Here is a 19,788-nt window from a genome sequence, read left to right as displayed (position 1 = left end):
CGACTCTATTCCTTATGGAGTTCCCTCTTCACGATAAAGAAGGAACTTAAATTAAAGTAGTTAACCGATAAAAATCGATTATTTAGCGTTACGAGCTTCGATTACAGCTTGTGCAACGTTGTTTGGTGCTTCATTGTACTTCAGGAACTCCATAGAGTATGAAGCACGACCTTGTGTCTGAGAACGCAGGTCAGTAGCATAACCGAACATTTCTGACAATGGTACTTGTGCACGAACGACTTTACCAGTAGGCAGGTCATCCATACCTTCAATCATACCACGACGACGGTTCAGGTCACCAATAACATCACCCATGTAGTCTTCTGGTGTTTCCACTTCAACTTTCATGATTGGCTCAAGCAGAACTGGTTTAGCTTTTTTGAAGCCATCTTTAAACGCGATTGAAGCCGCAAGTTTAAACGCCAATTCAGAGGAGTCAACATCATGGTAAGAACCGAAATGTAAACGAACACCCATGTTAACAACCGGGTAACCAGCTAATGGACCAGATTTCAGCTGTTCTTGGATACCTTTGTCAACTGCAGGGATGTATTCAGTTGGAATCACACCACCTTTGATGTCGTTGGCAAATTCGTAATCCATTTGAACGCCGTCTTTATCGTTTTTGTTCAGTGGGAACATATCGATAACGACATGACCGTACTGACCACGACCACCAGACTGTTTCGCGTGTTTACCTTCGATATCAGTCACTTTCATAGTGATTGCTTCACGGTAAGCAACTTGAGGTTTACCAACGTTCGCTTCAACTTTAAATTCACGACGCATACGGTCAACCAGAACGTCCAAGTGCAATTCACCCATACCAGCGATGATAGTCTGATTAGTCTCTTCATCACTTGATACGCGGAATGATGGGTCTTCTTGAGCCAAGCGGCCTAATGCGATACCCATTTTTTCTTGGTCAGCTTTAGTTTTTGGTTCAATTGCAACAGAGATTACTGGCTCTGGGAATTCCATACGCTCCAGGATGATTGGTGCATCAACAGCACATAAAGTATCACCTGTAGTTACGTCTTTCAGACCGATTGCCGCCGCGATGTCACCAGCGCGAACTTCTTTGATCTCTTCACGTTTGTTAGCGTGCATCTGAACGATACGGCCAAAACGTTCTTTTTTCGATTTCACTGCGTTCAGAACTGTGTCACCTGAGTTAACAACACCAGAGTAAACACGGAAGAACGTTAAGTTACCAACGAATGGGTCAGTTGCAATTTTAAATGCTAATGATGAGAATGGCTCATCATCACTTGCGTGACGCTCTGCAGGTGTGTCTTTACCGTCATCCAGAATACCATTGATTGCAGGTACATCTGTTGGCGCAGGTAAGTAATCAACCACCGCATCCAGCATCGCCTGAACACCTTTGTTCTTAAATGCAGAACCACAGGTAACCAGGATAATTTCGCTTGCAAGAACACGTTGACGTAATGCAGCTTTAATTTCTGCTTCAGTCAGTTCTTCACCGCCCAGATATTTTTCCATCAGTTCTTCTGATGCTTCTGCTGCGGTTTCGATCAGGTTGTTGTGCCACTCTTCAGCTGCTTCTTGCATGCTCGCAGGGATATCTTCGTATTCGAAGGTAACGCCCTGGTCTTCATCGCTCCACTTAATTGCTTTCATTTTCAGCAAGTCAACAACACCTGTGAACGCTTCTTCTGCGCCGACTGGTAATTGCAGTGGAACTGCGTTAGCTGCTAAACGTGATTTTAATTGCTCAACAACACGTAAGAAGTTCGCACCCATACGGTCCATTTTGTTAACGAACGCGATACGTGGAACTTTATATTTGTTAGCCTGACGCCATACAGTTTCAGACTGTGGCTGAACACCACCAACTGCACAGTAAACCATTACTGCGCCATCAAGAACACGCATAGAACGTTCTACTTCGATTGTGAAGTCAACGTGTCCCGGGGTGTCGATGATGTTGATACGGTGTGGCTCATACTGTTTTGCCATACCAGACCAGAATGCAGTAGTCGCTGCAGATGTGATAGTAATACCACGCTCTTGCTCCTGCTCCATCCAGTCCATTGTTGCAGAACCTTCGTGAGTTTCACCAATTTTATGGTTTACACCAGTATAGAACAGAATACGTTCAGAAGTTGTGGTTTTACCGGCGTCGATGTGTGCACTGATACCGATATTACGATAACGTGCTATGGGCGTTTGACGGGCCATTTTTTCCTCTCTCGTGGGCGTTCAATGCTTCATATAAAGGGTAGCAAATGGCTACCCTGAGATACATCACTAATGTAGGTAAGAAATAATTACCAACGATAGTGTGCGAACGCCTTGTTAGCTTCTGCCATACGGTGAACGTCTTCACGTTTCTTAACAGCGGAACCTTTGTTCTCAGCAGCGTCTGATAATTCATTTGCCAGGCGAAGTGCCATAGATTTATCACCGCGTTTACGAGCAGCATCAACGATCCAACGCATTGCCAGGGCATTACGACGAACCGGGCGAACTTCAACTGGAACTTGGTAAGTTGAACCACCAACACGGCGGGATTTAACTTCCACAGTCGGACGCACGTTATCCAGTGCTAATTCGAATGCATCAAGTTCAGTTTTACCAGAACGCTGAGCAAGGGTCTCAAGTGCGTTATATACGATTGCTTCAGCAGTAGATTTTTTCCCGTCTACCATCAGGATATTTACAAATTTGGCCAGTAATTCTGATCCGAACTTAGGATCTGGAAGAATTTTACGTTGACCTATTACGCGACGACGTGGCATGGATATGACTCCGTTGTTAATTCAGGTTTGTCCAAAACTCTACGAGAGTATTTTGACATTAAGATTAAAATGTTTGGCCTTACTTAACGGAAATCCATTAAGCCTTAGGTTTCTTCGCGCCGTATTTAGAACGAGCTTGCTTACGGTCTTTAACACCAGAACAGTCCAGTGCACCGCGAACGGTGTGATAACGCACACCTGGTAAGTCTTTAACACGACCACCACGGATAAGGATAACGGAGTGCTCCTGCAAGTTGTGGCCTTCACCACCGATGTAGGAAGAAACTTCGAAACCGTTAGTTAAACGAACACGGCATACTTTACGTAATGCTGAGTTTGGTTTCTTAGGAGTGGTAGTATATACACGAGTACATACGCCACGTTTTTGCGGGCAAGCTTCCAGTGCTGGAACGTTGCTTTTAACAACTTTCGAGCTACGAGATTTGCGTACCAGCTGATTAATAGTTGCCATTATTAAAAAAGCTCCTGGTTTTATTGCTTCGTAAACACGGATTTTGACCTCGTTCGCCAACATGACGATACACGAGGACGCGAAATTTTATTGCTGACTGGCTCAGGTGTCAAGAAATATACAACTTTTAATGCCTTTATATGGCAAAATGTTGTTTTTGGACTTCTGTTAGCTTCACAAAACCTTGATATGTGATCACAGAAACTGTGGTTGAGAGGGTATTTTGCAACCCGCGAGCGTTGATGTCGACATCCAAAGCGTACAGCTGCGCGCCTGTTTTTTGTAATGCAGCAAGAAAAGGCGACTGTGCGACTGCCGCAACCACGCCATCCTGCATCAGTAAAACTACGTCTTCAGCCGTAATAAAACCTAGCATCGCAGAAAAATCACATTTAAATGGAGATGTTGCTAATGTATACAGCATAGAAAAGATCCTACTATAGATCAAAACCTAACCCAAGCTCAAAATTCGCACAATAGATTAAAAATTAAGCACCACATCACATTCCGCTATTTTAGCTCTGATCTCTTTCTTGTTGAGAATTGTTGGAGTCACAACCCATTCACCATTCTCCCCCAACCCTCTTTCTTGTAGCGAAGCACCGCAGAGATAAATTTTTTCAATGTCATATAATGGCAATATTTTAAATGTAACGATGTAATCTCGGGCAAGCACTTCAGCAGGGTGTTGGTTTGCTAGAAGCTGGTAGACACCATCAGAGAGAAAAAACACCTGAATGTCTTCTGTCAGCGCTGAAGTTGCTAATAATGCATCTAGCCCTTCTCGGCCACTGGCATTTCCATGGGGCATGGTTGTAAAGACAAAAGCTATTTTTTTCACACGATACCTTGTATTGAGCTGTTCTTAGAATTGAATCGTTCGGTCTGTGGTTATCATCGCTTCAGCAAGGCTCCCTAACCCGCTCATGATAAAGCCCTCAGCAAGGTTAGCCGTTGGAAGAGATAAACTTTGCGCTTGTTCTTGGTCAACCACTCCTCGACGCAGTGCAGCGGAAACACAGATATGCATTTCACACCCAGATTGTTTTGCGAGTTCCTGCCAAGCTGGAACTAAATTAAATTCATCTGTTGCCGGTGATGTGAGCAGGTTCGCATTGAAAACACCATCACGATAAAAAAAGAGTGTTTTCAATATATGCCCTTCTTTAAGAAGGGCTTTGGCAAATTGATACGCACTTGCTGCTTGTTGTGTACCGTAAGCAGGGCCTGTCACAACTAAGCAGTAAGTTAACGAATTTATATTACTCATTCACCACTCTTGAATTGACGAATGTATAAGTAAACGGTGTGTTTAGAAATATTCAGGCGGTCTGCAACTTGGTTAATGGCATCTTTAATATCGAAAATACCTTTTTCGTATAAATTAAGGACCACTTGCTTGTTTTTCGCATTATTCGAAACATTACGGTCAGCGCCAACTTCTTCGATCGTATATTCCAATGTTTGCGCGACAAGATCATCAACTGAAGAGGCAAAATTCACATCTGAAGTGACTTCTTGTTTGGTTTCTGGAACAAACGATTGAATAATTTCAGAGAACGGCACATCTAGGTTCATATTAATGCATAGTAAGCCAATCACACGTTGCTTGCGGTTACGAATTGCAATAGTCACGGATTTCATTAAATCACCGCTTTTTGCTTTCGTAAAATAAGCCTTCGATACATTCGATTCTTCGTCTGCCATATCATGCAGCATTCTCAACGCAAGGTCTGTTATCGGTGAGCCGATTTTACGCCCAGTGTGTTGGCCATTTGCGATTCTAACTGCAGAGCAGTTTAGGTCTTCTAAAGAGTGAAGAACAATTTCACAATGCCCACCGATTAGCATTGCCAGACCATCCACCGCGGCTTCATATGATTTTAAAATTTCATGGTCTGTCTCAGAAAAGGGTTGGTTATCCAATATGTTAATATCGCTGAGGTCGTGTGATTGTATAGAATCAGACATTTCAACATCATCCTTCTAATGTAAAAACTCATCCTGTTGACTAAAAAGGCGTTCATTATTCGACTATTTGGCCTTCATTACTTTGTTTGTAGCCAACAATTATGATGATAAAAAATAAAATAGAGTCTTCTGAAGTTAAAACTCCAAGACGTTGCCGTCAAGCGAATGAATGCAAGACAGTCTGTTTTATCACAAGTTTTAAACAATTTGAGAATTTTTTTGATGAGAAAGACAAAAAAGCCCAAGGCATGAATGCATTGGGCTCAAAAATACACTTAGCTAATGCTTAGTGAGTGCTTATTTCGCGGCAGGTTTGATATCTAATAATTCAACATCAAAGACTAACGTTGAATTTGCAGGGATACCCGGCACGCCATTTTCACCATAAGCTAATTCAGCTGGGATCACTAACTGCATTTTCCCGCCTTTTTTCAGGTTAACTAAACCTTCAGTCCAGCCTTTAATGACTGAGTTTAATGGAATAGTCAGTGGCTCGTTACGTGAATATGAGCTGTCGAATTCAGTACCGTCAATCAGTGAACCTTTATAGTGAACTACGACAGTTTCATCTGCTTTAGGTTTCGCACCTGTACCGTCTTTTTCAATTTTGTACAGTAAGCCAGATTTGGTTTTAACTACGCCTTTTTCTTTAGCGTATTTCTCGCGATACTCAGCACCTTTTTTCTCATTCGCTGCTGATTCGTCTTTCATTTTTTTGTCAGCTGCTTCTTTGACTTGGCCTTCAAATTGACGCAGGGTTTCTTCAACTTCTGCATCGGTCATTTTGCTTTTGCCGTTAAATGCATCTTGAACACCTGCCAGTAATTGAGCTTTGTCCAAATTAATACCGATTGTTTTCTGTTCTTCTAAAGAATTCTGCATGTAGCGACCTAAAGATGCACCCAATGCATACGCATTACGCTCTTCTGCGTTTTTGAATGCGCTGCTTTGTGCTTTGGCTTCCGCTGCCATCACTTGCGGAGCAGCAAAAGTAAATGCTAGCGTAGTTGCTAAAAGGCTTGCCTTAAACAGTGATTTCATCCTAGTCTCCGATAACTTTTATTCGATTATATTCGAATAGCGAACTATTCGTTTTGTGGATAGGGCTCTTTAAGTTTAGACCCGTTATCCCATTGAGTATTAAAAAATATAAGAACTACTGAGACCACATTAACAAAAAGTCGTTTCATCGCCTATATCTTTAACTAAAACTTATCTGTTGATTTGTAATGTTCGGTTATTATGATGGTTTAATTACGATATAAACGCTTAAGGAGAGTCGAATATGGACTCATCTGATACATTTGAACAACGTTTGGAACTTTTAGAAAGTAAAGTTGCCTTTCAAGAACTGGCTATTGAGCAACTTAATCAGGTTATTACTGACCAGCAAATGCAAATGAGCCGCCTTCAAGAACACTTGCGCATTGTGGCTGAAAGACTGAAATCATCCCAAGATTCTCACTTAGCAAGACCTGAAGAAGAAACGCCGCCACCACATTATTAATTTAGAATGCAAAACCATTGATTTTAAATGCAAAAAAGGAAGCTTTCGCTTCCTTTTTTTACAAACACTAATACCGCGTATTAGTGGCAGCCGCAACCGCCTTGTTTGTGACCATGTCCGTGGCCTTCACCGCCACCGCAGCAGCCGCCTTCTGAACCGTGGCTATGACCGCCACCACCACAGCAACCACCTTCGTGGTCGTGGTCATGGTCGTGACCGCCTGCACCATGGACGTGGCCATGTGCAATTTCTTCTTCTGTTGCTTCACGGATAGCCATGATTTCAACATTAAATTTCAGGTTTTGGCCTGCTAACATGTGGTTACCGTCAACGATAACTTCATCACCTTCGATACCTGTGATTTCAACAGGCACAGGGCCCATGTCAGTGTCAGCTAAGAAACGCATGCCCACTTCTAGCTCATCAACGCCCATAAATACATCTTTAGGAACACGTTGAACTAAGTTGTCATCGTATTGACCATATGCGTCATCTGAAGCTACTTCAACATCGAAGTTTTCGCCTACAGAACGGCCTTCTAATGCTTTTTCTAAACCTGAAATTAAAGACCCACGACCATGCAAATAGTCCATTGGTGCGCTTGCTGGTGATTCATCAACTAAAACACCGTCTTCTGTTCTTACTTGATAAGCCAAGCTGACCACCAAGTCTTTTGCTACTTTCATGACATCTCCTACTACCCGTAAGGGAAAAATTTTTGCCAATTGTACCGAAAAACTATGATGATGTATTGAGAATTGACAAATTTCTATTATTCAGGTGTAAAAATTCCAATAACCTGCTCTTTTTGTCTAACATGCCCCGTTGCTTCATCCCCCGCTTGGCGCTGTTGGTCACCGCAATTGACACACTCGACAACATCAATTTTATCTTCACGCCACATCATTAAAGTGTCTTGTGACTTGCATTTAGGGCAAGTCGCCCCTGCAATAAAGCGTTTACGTGTTGAAGACATTTCTAACCCTTATTGTTCATTATTCCAGCTATGAGGCTGGCGATGCTCTCGTTGCATTTCTTTTTCAAAGAGCTCATTAAGTTCACGGCGCGCCTCTTTAATGCGTGAAATTTGCCCGCTATCACTATTTTCATTTTCAGGGTAGATATCCCTGAGCATTTTCATGTCTAAACGGCGGAAATGCTGTTTGGCACGATAGGCTTTATGAGGATGCATTCCTGTGCTAACAAGAGCTTTACTACCTAATTCAAGCGCACTTGAGAATGTTTCACGGCTGAAATCAGTGACCCCACATTGTAATAGCTCATGTGCCTCAAGACGACCTTTAGCGCGTGCAATAATATGCAAGTTAGGGAAATTTTCTTGGCAAATTTGCACAATTTCCATCACTTCTTCTGGCACATCACTGGTGATCACAATTGACTTCGCTTTATCTGCTCCTGCGGAACGCAATAACTGCAGTTCACGCGCATCACCATAATATACGGTATAGCCGTAGCGGCGCATGGTACCAATTGCTGTAACATCTTGTTCTAGCACGGTGATTTTAACCTTGTTAGCCATCAATAAGCGGCCAACCACCTGCCCCATGCGGCCAAAACCGACCAAAATAACATGCGGGTCATTGTCTTCCACAAACGGTTTTTCACTCGAGGCTGGTTGTTGATTATAACGGTAGTTCAAATAGGCATCTATCAGCTGCATCACAAGTGGCGTAGTCATCATGGAAAGTGTGACAACCACCAGCAGTAAGTCCATTTGCCATTCATTAATCACACTTGCTCCAAAAGCAGTTCCATAGATCACAAAAGCAAACTCACCGCCTTGGCTAAGTACCCCGGAAAATTGCGCTCTTGCGCCATTTCGAAGCCTAGCCGCTAAACTCAGGCCGTAAAGTACCAATGCTTTGACTCCGACTAATACTGCAACGGCAATCAATACTTGTGGTAAATAGGCCCATAGCACATCTAAATTTAATGACATACCTACTGAAATAAAAAATAGCCCCAGTAATAACCCTTTAAATGGCTCGATATTAATTTCCAGTTCATGGCGAAACTCTGTTTCCGCTAACATGACCCCTGCCATAAAGGTGCCCAGTGCCATAGAAAACCCAAGGCTTTCCATAATAAGTGCGGAGCCTAATACCACCAGTAATGCTGCAGCCGTAAAAATTTCATGAACGTCAGATTTAGCGGCAAGCCTGAACATCGGTCGTAATAAATAGCGGCCAACTACCCATAAGCCTGCGAATGCTACTATTTTCAAGCCAATTTTTTGCCAATCGCTGGTTGCGGAGTCCCCGGCTAACAATGGGATCAGCGCCATAATAGGAATAACGGCCATATCTTGAAATAACAAAACAGAGAAACCAAGTTGCCCGCTTTCTTTATTGGACATCCCTTTTTCGTTCATCAACTGAAGTGCCATTGCCGTTGAAGACATCGCCATTCCTAATCCACCGACAATGGCGGCTTGCCAAGAGAATTTGGCTAAAAATAACAATGACGCCATGATAGCAGCGGTCACAACACTTGAAGCGTACCAACACCAAAAATCGAGCGCCTAAGTTCCCATAATTTAGAAGGTTTGAGCTCTAAACCAATGAGAAACATCAGGAACACCACCCCCATTTCGGAGAAGTGTAAAATATCATCAACATTACGAATAAAGCCGAAAACAAATGGCCCAATCATGATCCCTGCAAGCAAATACCCAAGCACAGCACCTAAACGGATTTTTTGTGCGATCGGCACCATTATTACCCCTGCACAGAGGAAAATAATAACGGACTCAAATAGCCCCAGTTCTGACATTAGGATAACCCTCCCGCGCCTAGCGGTTGTTGCATCCATTGGCGGTAGTCATCAATAAGCTGTTCAAAGCGTTCTTTCGGCTGCCGACGTGCTGCATAAATAATGGTTGGTTCCAGCCACTGCATATCACACATTAATGCGGTCAATTCAAATGGTCGAAGTATTTCCGTGAGTGGGTAATGGTTATACCCATCATGTTGGTAAGCGTGAATGGGCTCTCCGGTGGTGATCACCGAGCGCCAGTATTTGCCTTTTAATTTTTGATACCCCACGTCGGTAGCAAAACGGCGAGTTAACACGCGGTCAAACCACTCTTTCAACAATGCAGGGCAACTATAAGTATAAAGGGGATGCTGAAAAACAATGATATCGTGCTGGCACAATAATTTTTGTTCCGCGGTAACATCAATAAAATAATCTGGATAAATTGCGTATAAATCGTGCACAGTTACATGGTCAAAATCATGTATAGCACCCAGTAACGCCTTATTAGCCATAGATTCGTCGGGGTCCGGGTGAGCATAGACCACTAGAACTTTCGGTGTATTTGACATCTTTCCCTCCTCAAAGGCGTGTCAGACGGAACATTTTCCGTTACCATGCAGCCTGCTATACTCGTCATACTTCACGTTGCTGTGTTGTTGACTACGCGCATTCGCACTAGTCACCTGCTTAAGTGGGCTCCTAGCGACTCATTTGCTTGTCGCCTAACAGCACCGTGAATTATTTAGAGTATATACGTTGATAATTTAACATATTTTTAATAGACGGTTGCTATGATTGTTTTCTCTTCACTCCAAATTCGCCGAGGTGTTCGTGTCCTGCTGGACAATGCCACTGCGACTATTAACCCCGGCCAAAAAGTTGGTTTAGTGGGTAAAAACGGCTGCGGTAAATCGACGCTTCTTGCGTTATTAAAAGGCGAATTACAAGCTGAAGCAGGTTCTGCAACCTTTCCAAGCAATTGGTCTATGGCATGGGTTAACCAAGAAACGCCAGCTCTCGATGTGCCAGCGCTTGAGTATGTGATTGATGGAGACCGCGAGTTCCGCGCTCTAGAACAAAAACTTCAGCAAGCCAATGAAAAAAATGATGGCCATGCCATTGCTGCCGTACATGGGCAACTTGATGCCATTGATGCATGGACTATCCGTTCTCGCGCATCCAGTTTGCTACATGGTTTAGGCTTCAGCCAAGCACAGCTAGATTCCCCAGTAAAATCATTTTCCGGTGGATGGCGAATGCGTTTGAACTTGGCGCAGGCTTTGTTATGCCGCTCAGATTTGTTGCTGCTCGATGAGCCGACCAACCACCTTGATTTAGATGCAGTAATTTGGTTAGAAAAATGGTTAAAAAGCTACCAAGGCACCCTGATTTTGATTTCCCATGATAGGGATTTCCTCGACCCGATTATTGATAAAGTCCTGCATATCGAACAAGAAACGATGTTTGAATACACGGGTAACTACTCGTCATTTGAACGCCAACGCGCAACAAAGCTCGCTCAACAGCAAGCGTTATATGAAAGCCAACAAGCCAAAGCGGCGCATTTACAAAGTTATATTGACCGCTTTAGAGTGCAAGCCACCAAAGCCAAACAAGCACAAAGCCGTATTAAGATGCTTGAAAGAATGGAAATGGTCGCTCCGGCTCATGTGGATAACCCATTCCATTTTTCATTCCGTAAACCAGAAAGCTTACCGAATCCATTATTAAAAATGGAAAAAGTCAGCGCTGGCTATGGTGAAAAAGTCATTTTGCAATCCATCAAACTGAACTTAGTACCGGGTTCACGCATTGGCCTATTGGGGCGCAATGGCGCGGGTAAATCAACTTTAATCAAAATGTTAGCAGGTGATTTACCACCATTGCAGGGAGAAATCGCCCTCGCAAAAGGGATTAAACTCGGTTATTTCGCTCAGCACCAATTAGAGTATTTACACCCTGAAGAGTCACCTTTGCAGCATCTTGCCCGCCTTGCACCAGAGCAAACTGAGCAGCAGTTACGTGACTATTTAGGTGGTTTCGGTTTTAAAGGTGACCAAGTTACTGACCCAAGCGGCCGTTTCTCTGGCGGTGAAAAGGCCCGCTTAGTACTCGCTTTAATCGTCTGGCAACGCCCAAATTTACTGCTACTCGATGAGCCAACTAACCACTTGGACTTAGATATGCGCCAAGCACTTACCGAAGCCTTAATGGCCTTCGAAGGGGCTTTAGTTGTCGTTTCCCATGATAGGCATTTACTGCGCACCACCACCGATGAACTGTATTTAGTCCATGGCGGTTCTGTCGAGCAATTTGACGGTGATTTAGAAGATTACCAACAATGGCTAGCTGAGCAAAATAAGCTCGAATTACAGCAAGTTCGTGATCAACAAGAGAAAGACAAGCCAGCAGCCGCGGCAACGGTTACAGCACAAGATAGAAAAGATCAAAAACGTCGTGAAGCTGAATTTCGTCAGTTAACTCAGCCTATCCGTAAAAAAATTACGGAATTGGAAAAGCAGATGGATAAACACTCCAACGCGCTGAGTGAGCTAGAAGCAAAACTTTCTGATGCTTCCATTTATGAACAAGATAAGAAAGCTGAATTGACGGAATGTTTGAAAAAACAAACTGAACATAAAGCCGCGCTTGAAGATGTCGAAATGGAGTGGATGGATTTGCAAGAACAGTTAGAAACCATGACCAGTGAGTCATGAAGCATTACCCTGATATTTAAGTTTGAGTAAGATGAGAGCTTAATAATGCTCTCATCTTGTCTTGTCTTGTCTTGTCTTATCGCATGTTCCGCTGAGTCATATATAACACAACGCACGGAAATATAACTAAAATACTATTATTTTGTTATAAAAATAATATCGTTGACGTATGAAATTTATCTTTCGGTTAATGCCTGTTTCATTCGTGTGATCGGCTTAATAAGATAATCAAAAACACTTTTCTCACCCGTTTTAATATCAACGGAAGCAATCATTCCAGGAATGATATCCATTTTATTGTTATTTTTATCGAGTAAGTAATTCGTTTCTGTTTCAACAATAATACGATAAAACGTTTCTTCTTGATTTAATTTTAAATCATTACGCTGATTGTTATTACTTAAAGTATCAGGGCTGATCAATTTTACAGTCCCTTTTAACCCACCATAAATGGCATAGTCATAAGCGGTTATTTTTACTACTGCAGGCATCTCTGGTCTTAAAAAAGCGACATCTTGTGGCCGAATATAAGCCTCAACCATTAATTTGTCATCTAATGGTATAATTTCTAAGATATCTTGCCCGGTATTAACAACGCCACCCACTGTCGTGATTTTAATATTTTTCACGATACCACGTACAGGTGCGTGAATCTCTGAACGTATAACATGATCTTCACGCATGCCCATATTTTCTTTGGCTTGAGCAAGCTCAGAACCAACACGAATTAATTCCTCATTCGCCTCTGCAATATAATTATTTTCACGCTCATTAATTTGTGTTGCTAGCTCAACAGACTGTCTTTCCATGCGTAACACTTCCACATGAGATACCAAGCCTTCTTTGGCTAAAGGTCGAGTGATTGCAATTTCTCTATCTAATAAGTTTTTACTTTGTCTTAAACCCGCAATAGCTTCGTCTCTTTGCCTTTTTTTTGCATTAAATGCATTCATTTCACGTTCCACTAACTTTTGGTCATTGACTGCCGAAAAGTCAGGTTCTTCATTACGTGATTCACTATATAATCGGATATATATTGCTTCTAAATTTTGTACCTTCGCTTGGCTTTCCCGCAAGACTGCCATACTTCTTGCATCATCTAACTTGAGAAGAATTTGCCCTTTTTCAACGATATCACCTTCTTTAACAAACATTTCTTCAATATTACCGGGATCGATACTTTGAATGACTTGTTCACGACTACTAGGAATAATCGTTCCCTGGCCTCGAATTATCTCTTCTAAATCACTGAAATAAGCCCAAATAATAAAAACAGTCAATAACAGTGCTAAGAATAGGATCGGAAGAAACAGTAATGTATGGCGCTCTTTTTTCATCACTGATTGTAAATCATGTGAAAAATCATGAGATTGATAACTGTTTTTGCTCCTCTCGGAAGATTGCTTATGCTTGTTCATGTTCAACCTTCCCTTCATGTTGTTTTATAGCGTGTCTAACCTGTGAAACAATACGAACTTGTGGCACAGCTGGGCGCTGAACTCTCGGTTTATCTGTGTTCACTGCTTTTTCTATATCATCTTTCTTTTCTAATGTTTTAAGCACCGAATCTTTAGGGCCATCTAGTACAATTCGGCCATTATCAACAACAATAATACGATCGACTAAACTCAAAATAGGTAATTTATGTGTCACAACAATAAGTGTTTTATTTTTTGTCCATTCACCAATAGCCGCTAGTACGTCTTTTTCCGTTTCAACATCAATTCCTGTAGTTGGCTCATCTAATAAAACAACTTGTGGATTATGCAATGTCAGTTGTACTAAAGAGACAATTTGCTTTTGGCCGCCAGAAAGACCTAAGCCATCTTCACCTAGTGGCATATCTAAGCCAGCCGGATGTTGGCGAATAATTTTATCTAAATGAAAACGCTGCAACGCATGAATTAAGTCGTCATCAGAGGAATAACCGTCAAGGCGGGCAAGGTCTAGATTTTCACGCAATGAACCAAAAAATAACCGTGGTTTCTGTGTTAACATCGCCAATTTACTTCTTAAGTAAATAGGGTCTATTTGGCGAATATCTATATCATCTAAAAATATATTGCCTTCTTGCTGCTCATATAGCCCAGTTAATAATTTTAAAAGGGTGCTTTTTCCACCGCCGATTTTGCCTAAAATGGCCACTTTTTCTCCAGCAGCAATATTTAAATTAATATCTTCCAAGGCTGGTTGGCTATCTTTATTATAACGATAGCTGACATTAGATAACGTCAACGCACCTCTAACGGAGGTTGGTGAAATATATTTTTTATGATCTTCGCGCTCAATTGGACGTTCAAAAATATTTTTAACACCATTTAACGCTGTCCGAGCAGATTGAAAACGCGTTGCTAAGCCTGCAATTTGTCCTAAAGGTGCTAATGCTCGCCCAGACAGTATTACACTAGCAATCAATCCCCCCATAGTAATGCGTGAGTCTACATCACTAGCATGGATCAAATAGGTACCAACAAAAACTAATGCAACAGTATTGATTTGTTGCATTCCCGCACTGAAATTCAACATAAAGTTGGTTAAATTACGGACCTTTATGGATGCGAATGCCGTTTTCTCTGTTAATATTTCCCACCGCTGTTGAGCCCAATTGACTGCATTGTTCAACTTTAACGTTTCAATACCTTCGATAGCTTCAACGGCTAAACCCTGTCTCTGAGAGGTTTCTTTCATTGATGCATTAATGCCCTCAGCTAAAGGTTTTTGAATCAAAATACCAGCGATAATAACGATAGGAATAATAGTCAATGGAACTAATGCGAGATAACCGCCAATCATACTGATCACGCCAATGAACAACAGAATGAAAGGTAGGTCAACAAGCGCTATCAAGCTAGCACTCGTCATAAATTCTCGGATGGATTCAAAATCACGTAAATTATTTGCATAAGAGCCAGATGAAGATGGTTTTTTATCTAAGCGAATCCCCATTACTCGGTGAAATAACATAGCGCTTATTATGATATCAGCTTTTTTCCCAGCAATATCAAGAAGGTAACCCCTCAGCATTTTTGCTAAAAATTCAAAGCATATTGCTAGCAGAACACCTATCGATAATACCCATAATGTTTCATACGCTTGATTTGGGATCACTCTATCATAGACATTCATGACATATAGGGAGCTAATTAACGCCAAAACATTAATTACGAATGAAGCTACGATAACTTGATAATAATACTTTTTAAACTGCCAAATTATTTTCCAAAAATGATTTTTTTCGTATTTTTCAATTTCAGAACGGCTCTCAGATTTTATATTTCGTTTTATAAACCAACTATACCCTGAATAATTTTTTGATAGCATTTCAATGCTAATTGACTGACAAATTCCTTCTTTCGTTAAGATTTCAAAATAACGTTCATTATTGTTTTCTTCTATTTTATTAATAACAATAGACTCATTATTTTCAAGTAATATAATAAAAGGAACAGCAATAGTCGGGATAGTTTTTAAATCAATCTCAATCAACTGGTTATCGAATTGATGTGAATTTAACACGTTAACAAGAGAGGAGTAATCTATTGATTTATCAGCCTTTCTTTTTGTTTGAGATAGTAATACCTCTGGCAGGATCGCATACCCTAACCGCGCAGTAACTAGGGATATATTATTAATAATATTCATGTTATTTTTAGCACTTATTGATTCATCCATGCAGACATTTTTGCCTGCACACTAAGATAACTAAGTGTCGCGTCTCTAAAATCATTTTTCAAAGTGACTGCACTTGTCTGTATATTTGCTAACTCATTATAAGCATCTAATAAATCAATCAATGAACGACGGTTAATCGTAAATTGTTTTTCATAATTGCTGACAACTTTTTTTTGTTCCAAAATATAATTTTTAGCTATAGCTTCTTGTTCTTCACTTTTCATCATATTTATAGCTGCGGATTGGCTCATTTCTTCAATTTCACGAAATGTTATTTTAATTCGCTCATTGGATGCTAATAATGCATACTCTTTTTGTGCTTCACTATAATAACTAGCTTGGTCAAAGATATTCCAAGAAACACGTAAAAAAACCTCTTTATTATCAGGAGTTGCATTTATTTCTAAGTTTAGTGCAGGTTTTCTCATTGCACTTGCGACTTTAACATCTGCATCAAGGCTTTTTGCATCGGCAACCTGTGCTTTATAACTTGGGTTATTTTCCAGATTACTCTCTTGAAAGTTCCGTAAAATTTCAGTGCTATCAGTATTTCGAAACGGGTCAAGAAATTGATCTGCTAATAATTTTCTTTGCGTTAATATCGATAGCTGACTTAACGCTAAATTTAAATTCCGCTCTACTTCAGCTCGGTTCATCTCAACTTTCAAAGTACGTGCTTTAACTTGCGTTAATTCACTTGAACGACCAGGGTCATACTGAATTATCGTATTTAATTTCTCTAATATATGTTGATGACGAGCTAAGTTTTCATCAATGACAACAAGTGTTTCTTTATTTCTTAAAATAAGTAAATAAAGCTGACTAATTCGAACGCTTATATCTTCTTGTGAAAGAACATATTGATTCTCATAGTATTCTTGTTTGAATTTTTCTCTATCAACACCAGCCTCTATTCCTCCCCAAGCATAAACATTCATTGTTGTTTTCACTCCTGGATGAAACCCTGATTCCATAGAATTACTTTCATATTTATGATGTTGAGCAACTGGCTGTGTCCCCATCACACTTACCACTGGATAGTGCCCGGAGTTTGCCATTTTCACATTACTTTGTGCAGCTTGGTAATTCGCATGAGCTTCTTGAACTTCAGGCGTATTATATAAAGAATCTTTAAGTAAATTTCTCAGTTCAATAACATCAGCCACTGTATTCACAGAGAACACACTCAATAAGAATATAGCCAGAATATTAAAAGCTCTTAATTTCATATTTTAAATATATGTCTATAAAGAAGGATGTAAATACATTTCAACCTATTAATATTAGGAATGTTAATATTAATATTAATAAAATAAAGAGGCAGGGTTAACCAGCCTTATTACTCATTAACATTTCCATTCATATAAATATATTAAAATGTTGGGGGCATTATTTTTAATACCCCCCATAATTATAATTTTAGATTATTGCAGCTTGGTTTTCTTGTAACGCATCTAACGATGAATTCATAAAACCACTCAAATTGGTTGATGCAATACTCCCATCAACATCCATTTCATGCAGCTCCATAGTATTTTCTTGTGAAAATAGCTTCAGTAATGAAAGGTCACTCGTTATTGGTGATACACTCGTAGACTCTTTAAGATCACTTATATTCACAGTAATTGAAGGTTGATAACTCGTACCGTCATTATCTGTTAGAGTTAAAGTAAACTCTTCTTTATCAACACCAACTGGGCGTGTTGTACTTGGTCGATAAGAGAAATCACCGAAGTTTTTCTCTCCTAAAGAAATTGAAAAGAGCCCACCTGCATTGGTTTTAATCGCAATTTCACCGTTACCGAAATCAGCCCAATTACTTTTATCATTTCCATCAAATGACACTGATTTATTTAATGGATCATATTTGTAAGTTATACCATCGACTTCAACACTAATTGATTTCATTCCATCTGCACCAAAGGTTAAAGATGAAGTTGCATCTTTACCTTTAGAAAAACTACTTTCAATGACATTTTCATTTGGCACATATTTACTCAAAATATTGCCTAAAGAGCTCATGTCTTTCAACACAATCACGTCACTCTGGTCATTATCAGTGCCATGTTTACCATCGAAAGCAACGGGTTTCAGATAATCTGAACCAGTTTTTCCATTATTGACAGTCACCATGTCTTGACCAATTCCGATTGCAACAGAACGAATTCCATTATCTACCAAAAATTCAGTCCACTTATCTTCACCAATATCGGTATAAGCACTTCCTGGAACATAATCTTGAGGTGACTGCTCACTTATTCCTGGATCATAAACATTATTCCCCATATTAGGTGTTCCATCACTAATAAAGAAGAAGGTATTATCAACAGATTGCTCCGTCACAGGACCTGTACCACTTGCTGGAAGATTATTATAACTATCTACGATTTGCTGTAATGCCGCGTCATAGTTAGTATTAACCCCAATATTTAAGCTATGTGATATCTTACCTTGATTACCTTTTAGACTATTGATCAAATCTTTAGCTTCATCCAAAGTAAACCAATGTGAAGTACCATGCGTTGTTTGTAATGATGGATTGATAACCGATGCTTCATCCGCAAAACCATTCAAACTTACACGAACATCACCTGAATCAGCACTATTTAAGCGCTCTTCATAGCTATTTAATAAACTCTCGATTGAATCTAGCGCGGCATCATAGCGTGTTTTTATCGCTGTTCTCGAACTTTCATCTGAAATTCCGCTATCCCTTTTCCCCATGCTGCTAGATAAGTCTAATGAAATAATTACATTCGCATAGAATGTATTATTAGTTGGGGCTTGCACCACGACTTCAACATTATCAGAGAATGGCTTATCATCATGAATAATAATTTCAGTATCAACAATATCTATGCCATTACTTAATCCAAAATCAATTTTGAGTGAATCTGTACCTGCAGGATGATCAACAAGGCCTTTCAAATCAATATGATAATCAACACTAGTTTGGCCATTTTCATTCTTGATATCTGTGACGGTAACAGAAATAACGTCTTTGCCTTCTGAGGTTTTGCCTACAAAGCCATCACTTGTTACTTCCCATATAACAGGTTTACCGCCTGATGTCAGAGTCGTTGTAGGCTCTGTGATTTTGAGATCCTGCTCTGTAGTCGGCTTATCATTAGGGTTTGCTAATATTATTGTCCCTGTTGTCACGGCTAAAGCACTATCCGCAGTTCCATCTGTTCTGAGCCCTTTTTCATAAACATCCACAACTGATGGTAATGATGGTGTAATTTCAATCGTTACTTCAGCTATGTTGGACACGTTGCCGTTTTTGTCTTTGACGGTGTAAGTGATGGTGTCAGTGCCCACTTCCCCGCGATTTGGGGTGTAAACCAGTTTGCCATCGGCGTCGAATGTTGCCGTGCCTTTGGTGCCGTTAGTCACGATCACCGCAGTGCTTGGGTCAATGTCACCATCCAAGTCAGTGTCATTTTTCAACACATCCATTGTTACTGGCACGCCGTCTTTGGTCACACCATCGTCGTCGTTCGCTACTGGCGCCGCATCGATAGTGACAGTGACCGTGGCCGTGTTGGACACGTTGCCGTTTTTATCGGTCACTTGGTAGGTGATGGTGTCAGTGCCCACTTCCCCACGATTTGGGGTGTAAACCAATTTGCCATCGGCGTCGAATGTTGCCGTGCCTTTGGTACCGTTAGTCACAATGGTGACGGTGCTTGGGTCGATATCGCCATCCAAGTCAGTGTCATTTCTCAACACATCCATTGTTACTGGCACGCCGTCTTTGGTCACACCACGGTCATCTTTTGCTTCGGGGGCATGCTCTACTGGTTTAGAGCTACTACTTCCGCCACCTGAACTTGAAGCAATAACACCAGCAATAGGAATAAGCGCAGCTAACCACCATGGGTTAAATGCCCACACTGGTGCTAA

The 19,788-nt window shown here is 40.8% G+C and carries 17 protein-coding genes and 1 pseudogene; 2 read left to right on the top strand and 16 right to left on the bottom strand.

All coding sequences use genetic code 11. The features are described from left to right. Positions 1 to 78: 78 nt before the first annotated feature. The 8 genes from fusA to fkpA all read right to left on the bottom strand — a co-directional run bounded on the left by fusA (position 79) and on the right by fkpA (position 6,249). Entirely contained in the window at positions 79 to 2,205 is a 2,127-nt protein-coding gene (gene fusA / locus PR809_RS07660) for an elongation factor G (RefSeq protein ID WP_102138914.1), read from the bottom strand. 89 nt (positions 2,206 to 2,294) lie between these two features. Continuing rightward, positions 2,295 to 2,765 (bottom strand): 30S ribosomal protein S7, encoded by a 471-nt coding sequence (gene rpsG / locus PR809_RS07655; protein WP_004262486.1) that lies wholly within the window; start codon positions 2,763 to 2,765, stop codon positions 2,295 to 2,297. A 97-nt stretch (positions 2,766 to 2,862) separates the two neighbouring features. Next, positions 2,863 to 3,237, bottom strand: coding sequence for a 30S ribosomal protein S12 (rpsL, locus tag PR809_RS07650; RefSeq protein WP_004265905.1), 375 nt, complete (start codon positions 3,235 to 3,237; stop codon positions 2,863 to 2,865). A 136-nt stretch (positions 3,238 to 3,373) separates the two neighbouring features. After that, complete coding sequence (gene tusB, locus PR809_RS07645) at positions 3,374 to 3,661, bottom strand: sulfurtransferase complex subunit TusB (protein ID WP_102138913.1); 288 nt, start codon at positions 3,659 to 3,661, stop codon at positions 3,374 to 3,376. Between the two features lie 57 nt (positions 3,662 to 3,718). Further along, positions 3,719 to 4,048: a sulfurtransferase complex subunit TusC gene (gene tusC, locus PR809_RS07640; RefSeq protein WP_241098780.1), complete on the bottom strand. Its 330-nt coding sequence runs from the start codon at positions 4,046 to 4,048 to the stop codon at positions 3,719 to 3,721. A 54-nt stretch (positions 4,049 to 4,102) separates the two neighbouring features. Then, positions 4,103 to 4,507, bottom strand: coding sequence for a sulfurtransferase complex subunit TusD (tusD, locus tag PR809_RS07635; RefSeq protein ID WP_166265865.1), 405 nt, complete (start codon positions 4,505 to 4,507; stop codon positions 4,103 to 4,105). Beyond that, positions 4,504 to 5,208, bottom strand: a complete 705-nt coding sequence (locus PR809_RS07630; protein WP_102138910.1) for a helix-turn-helix transcriptional regulator — start codon at positions 5,206 to 5,208, stop codon at positions 4,504 to 4,506. The genes tusD and PR809_RS07630 overlap by 4 nt, the downstream gene beginning before the upstream one ends. 297 nt (positions 5,209 to 5,505) lie before the next feature. Next, on the bottom strand, positions 5,506 to 6,249 hold the full coding sequence (gene fkpA, locus PR809_RS07625; RefSeq protein WP_102138909.1) for an FKBP-type peptidyl-prolyl cis-trans isomerase: 744 nt from the start codon (positions 6,247 to 6,249) through the stop codon (positions 5,506 to 5,508). 244 nt (positions 6,250 to 6,493) lie between these two features. Here fkpA and PR809_RS07620 point away from each other — a divergent pair, with 244 nt between their 5' ends. Then, entirely contained in the window at positions 6,494 to 6,715 is a 222-nt protein-coding gene (locus tag PR809_RS07620) for a SlyX family protein (RefSeq protein WP_004262507.1), read from the top strand. 80 nt (positions 6,716 to 6,795) lie between these two features. On the opposite strand, the gene slyD is transcribed toward PR809_RS07620, so the two are convergent. The 4 genes and pseudogenes from slyD to kefG form a co-directional block, all read right to left on the bottom strand. Beyond that, on the bottom strand, positions 6,796 to 7,401 hold the full coding sequence (gene slyD / locus PR809_RS07615; protein ID WP_004262508.1) for a peptidylprolyl isomerase: 606 nt from the start codon (positions 7,399 to 7,401) through the stop codon (positions 6,796 to 6,798). Between the two features lie 86 nt (positions 7,402 to 7,487). Further along, positions 7,488 to 7,691: a YheV family putative zinc ribbon protein gene (locus tag PR809_RS07610; RefSeq protein WP_102138906.1), complete on the bottom strand. Its 204-nt coding sequence runs from the start codon at positions 7,689 to 7,691 to the stop codon at positions 7,488 to 7,490. Between the two features lie 9 nt (positions 7,692 to 7,700). Then, positions 7,701 to 9,508, bottom strand: a pseudogene (gene kefB / locus PR809_RS07605) (glutathione-regulated potassium-efflux system protein KefB). After that, positions 9,508 to 10,062 carry a glutathione-regulated potassium-efflux system ancillary protein KefG gene (gene kefG, locus PR809_RS07600; protein WP_102138904.1) on the bottom strand — a complete coding sequence of 185 codons (555 nt, stop codon included), beginning with the start codon at positions 10,060 to 10,062 and terminating at the stop codon, positions 9,508 to 9,510. The pseudogene kefB and the gene kefG overlap by 1 nt, the downstream one beginning before the upstream one ends. 222 nt (positions 10,063 to 10,284) lie before the next feature. On the opposite strand from kefG, the gene PR809_RS07595 reads away from it, so the two are divergent. Then, positions 10,285 to 12,210: an ABC transporter ATP-binding protein gene (locus PR809_RS07595; RefSeq protein WP_206276871.1), complete on the top strand. Its 1,926-nt coding sequence runs from the start codon at positions 10,285 to 10,287 to the stop codon at positions 12,208 to 12,210. A gap of 176 nt (positions 12,211 to 12,386) precedes the next feature. On the opposite strand, the gene PR809_RS07590 is transcribed toward PR809_RS07595, so the two are convergent. The 4 genes from PR809_RS07590 to PR809_RS07575 form a co-directional block, all read right to left on the bottom strand. After that, positions 12,387 to 13,628, bottom strand: coding sequence for an HlyD family efflux transporter periplasmic adaptor subunit (locus PR809_RS07590; protein ID WP_166265877.1), 1,242 nt, complete (start codon positions 13,626 to 13,628; stop codon positions 12,387 to 12,389). Further along, positions 13,615 to 15,852 carry a type I secretion system permease/ATPase gene (locus PR809_RS07585; RefSeq protein WP_206276873.1) on the bottom strand — a complete coding sequence of 746 codons (2,238 nt, stop codon included), beginning with the start codon at positions 15,850 to 15,852 and terminating at the stop codon, positions 13,615 to 13,617. Before PR809_RS07585 ends, PR809_RS07590 begins: the two co-directional genes overlap by 14 nt. Before the next feature lie 14 nt (positions 15,853 to 15,866). Next, positions 15,867 to 17,111, bottom strand: a complete 1,245-nt coding sequence (locus PR809_RS07580; RefSeq protein WP_206276872.1) for a TolC family protein — start codon at positions 17,109 to 17,111, stop codon at positions 15,867 to 15,869. Positions 17,112 to 17,301: 190 nt separating this feature from the next. Next, the gene (locus PR809_RS07575) at positions 17,302 to 19,779 is read right to left on the bottom strand and encodes an Ig-like domain-containing protein (RefSeq protein WP_272524500.1); all 2,478 of its coding nucleotides are present in this window, start codon (positions 19,777 to 19,779) and stop codon (positions 17,302 to 17,304) included. Positions 19,780 to 19,788: the final 9 nt, after the last annotated feature.

Origin of the sequence: Providencia sp. PROV201 (genome assembly GCF_028479545.1) — a bacterium.
Taxonomy (GTDB): Bacteria; Pseudomonadota; Gammaproteobacteria; order Enterobacterales; family Enterobacteriaceae; genus Providencia; species Providencia huaxiensis.
Note: the sequence above shows the minus strand (reverse complement) of the source record. Positions and strands in the feature narration are given on the sequence as shown.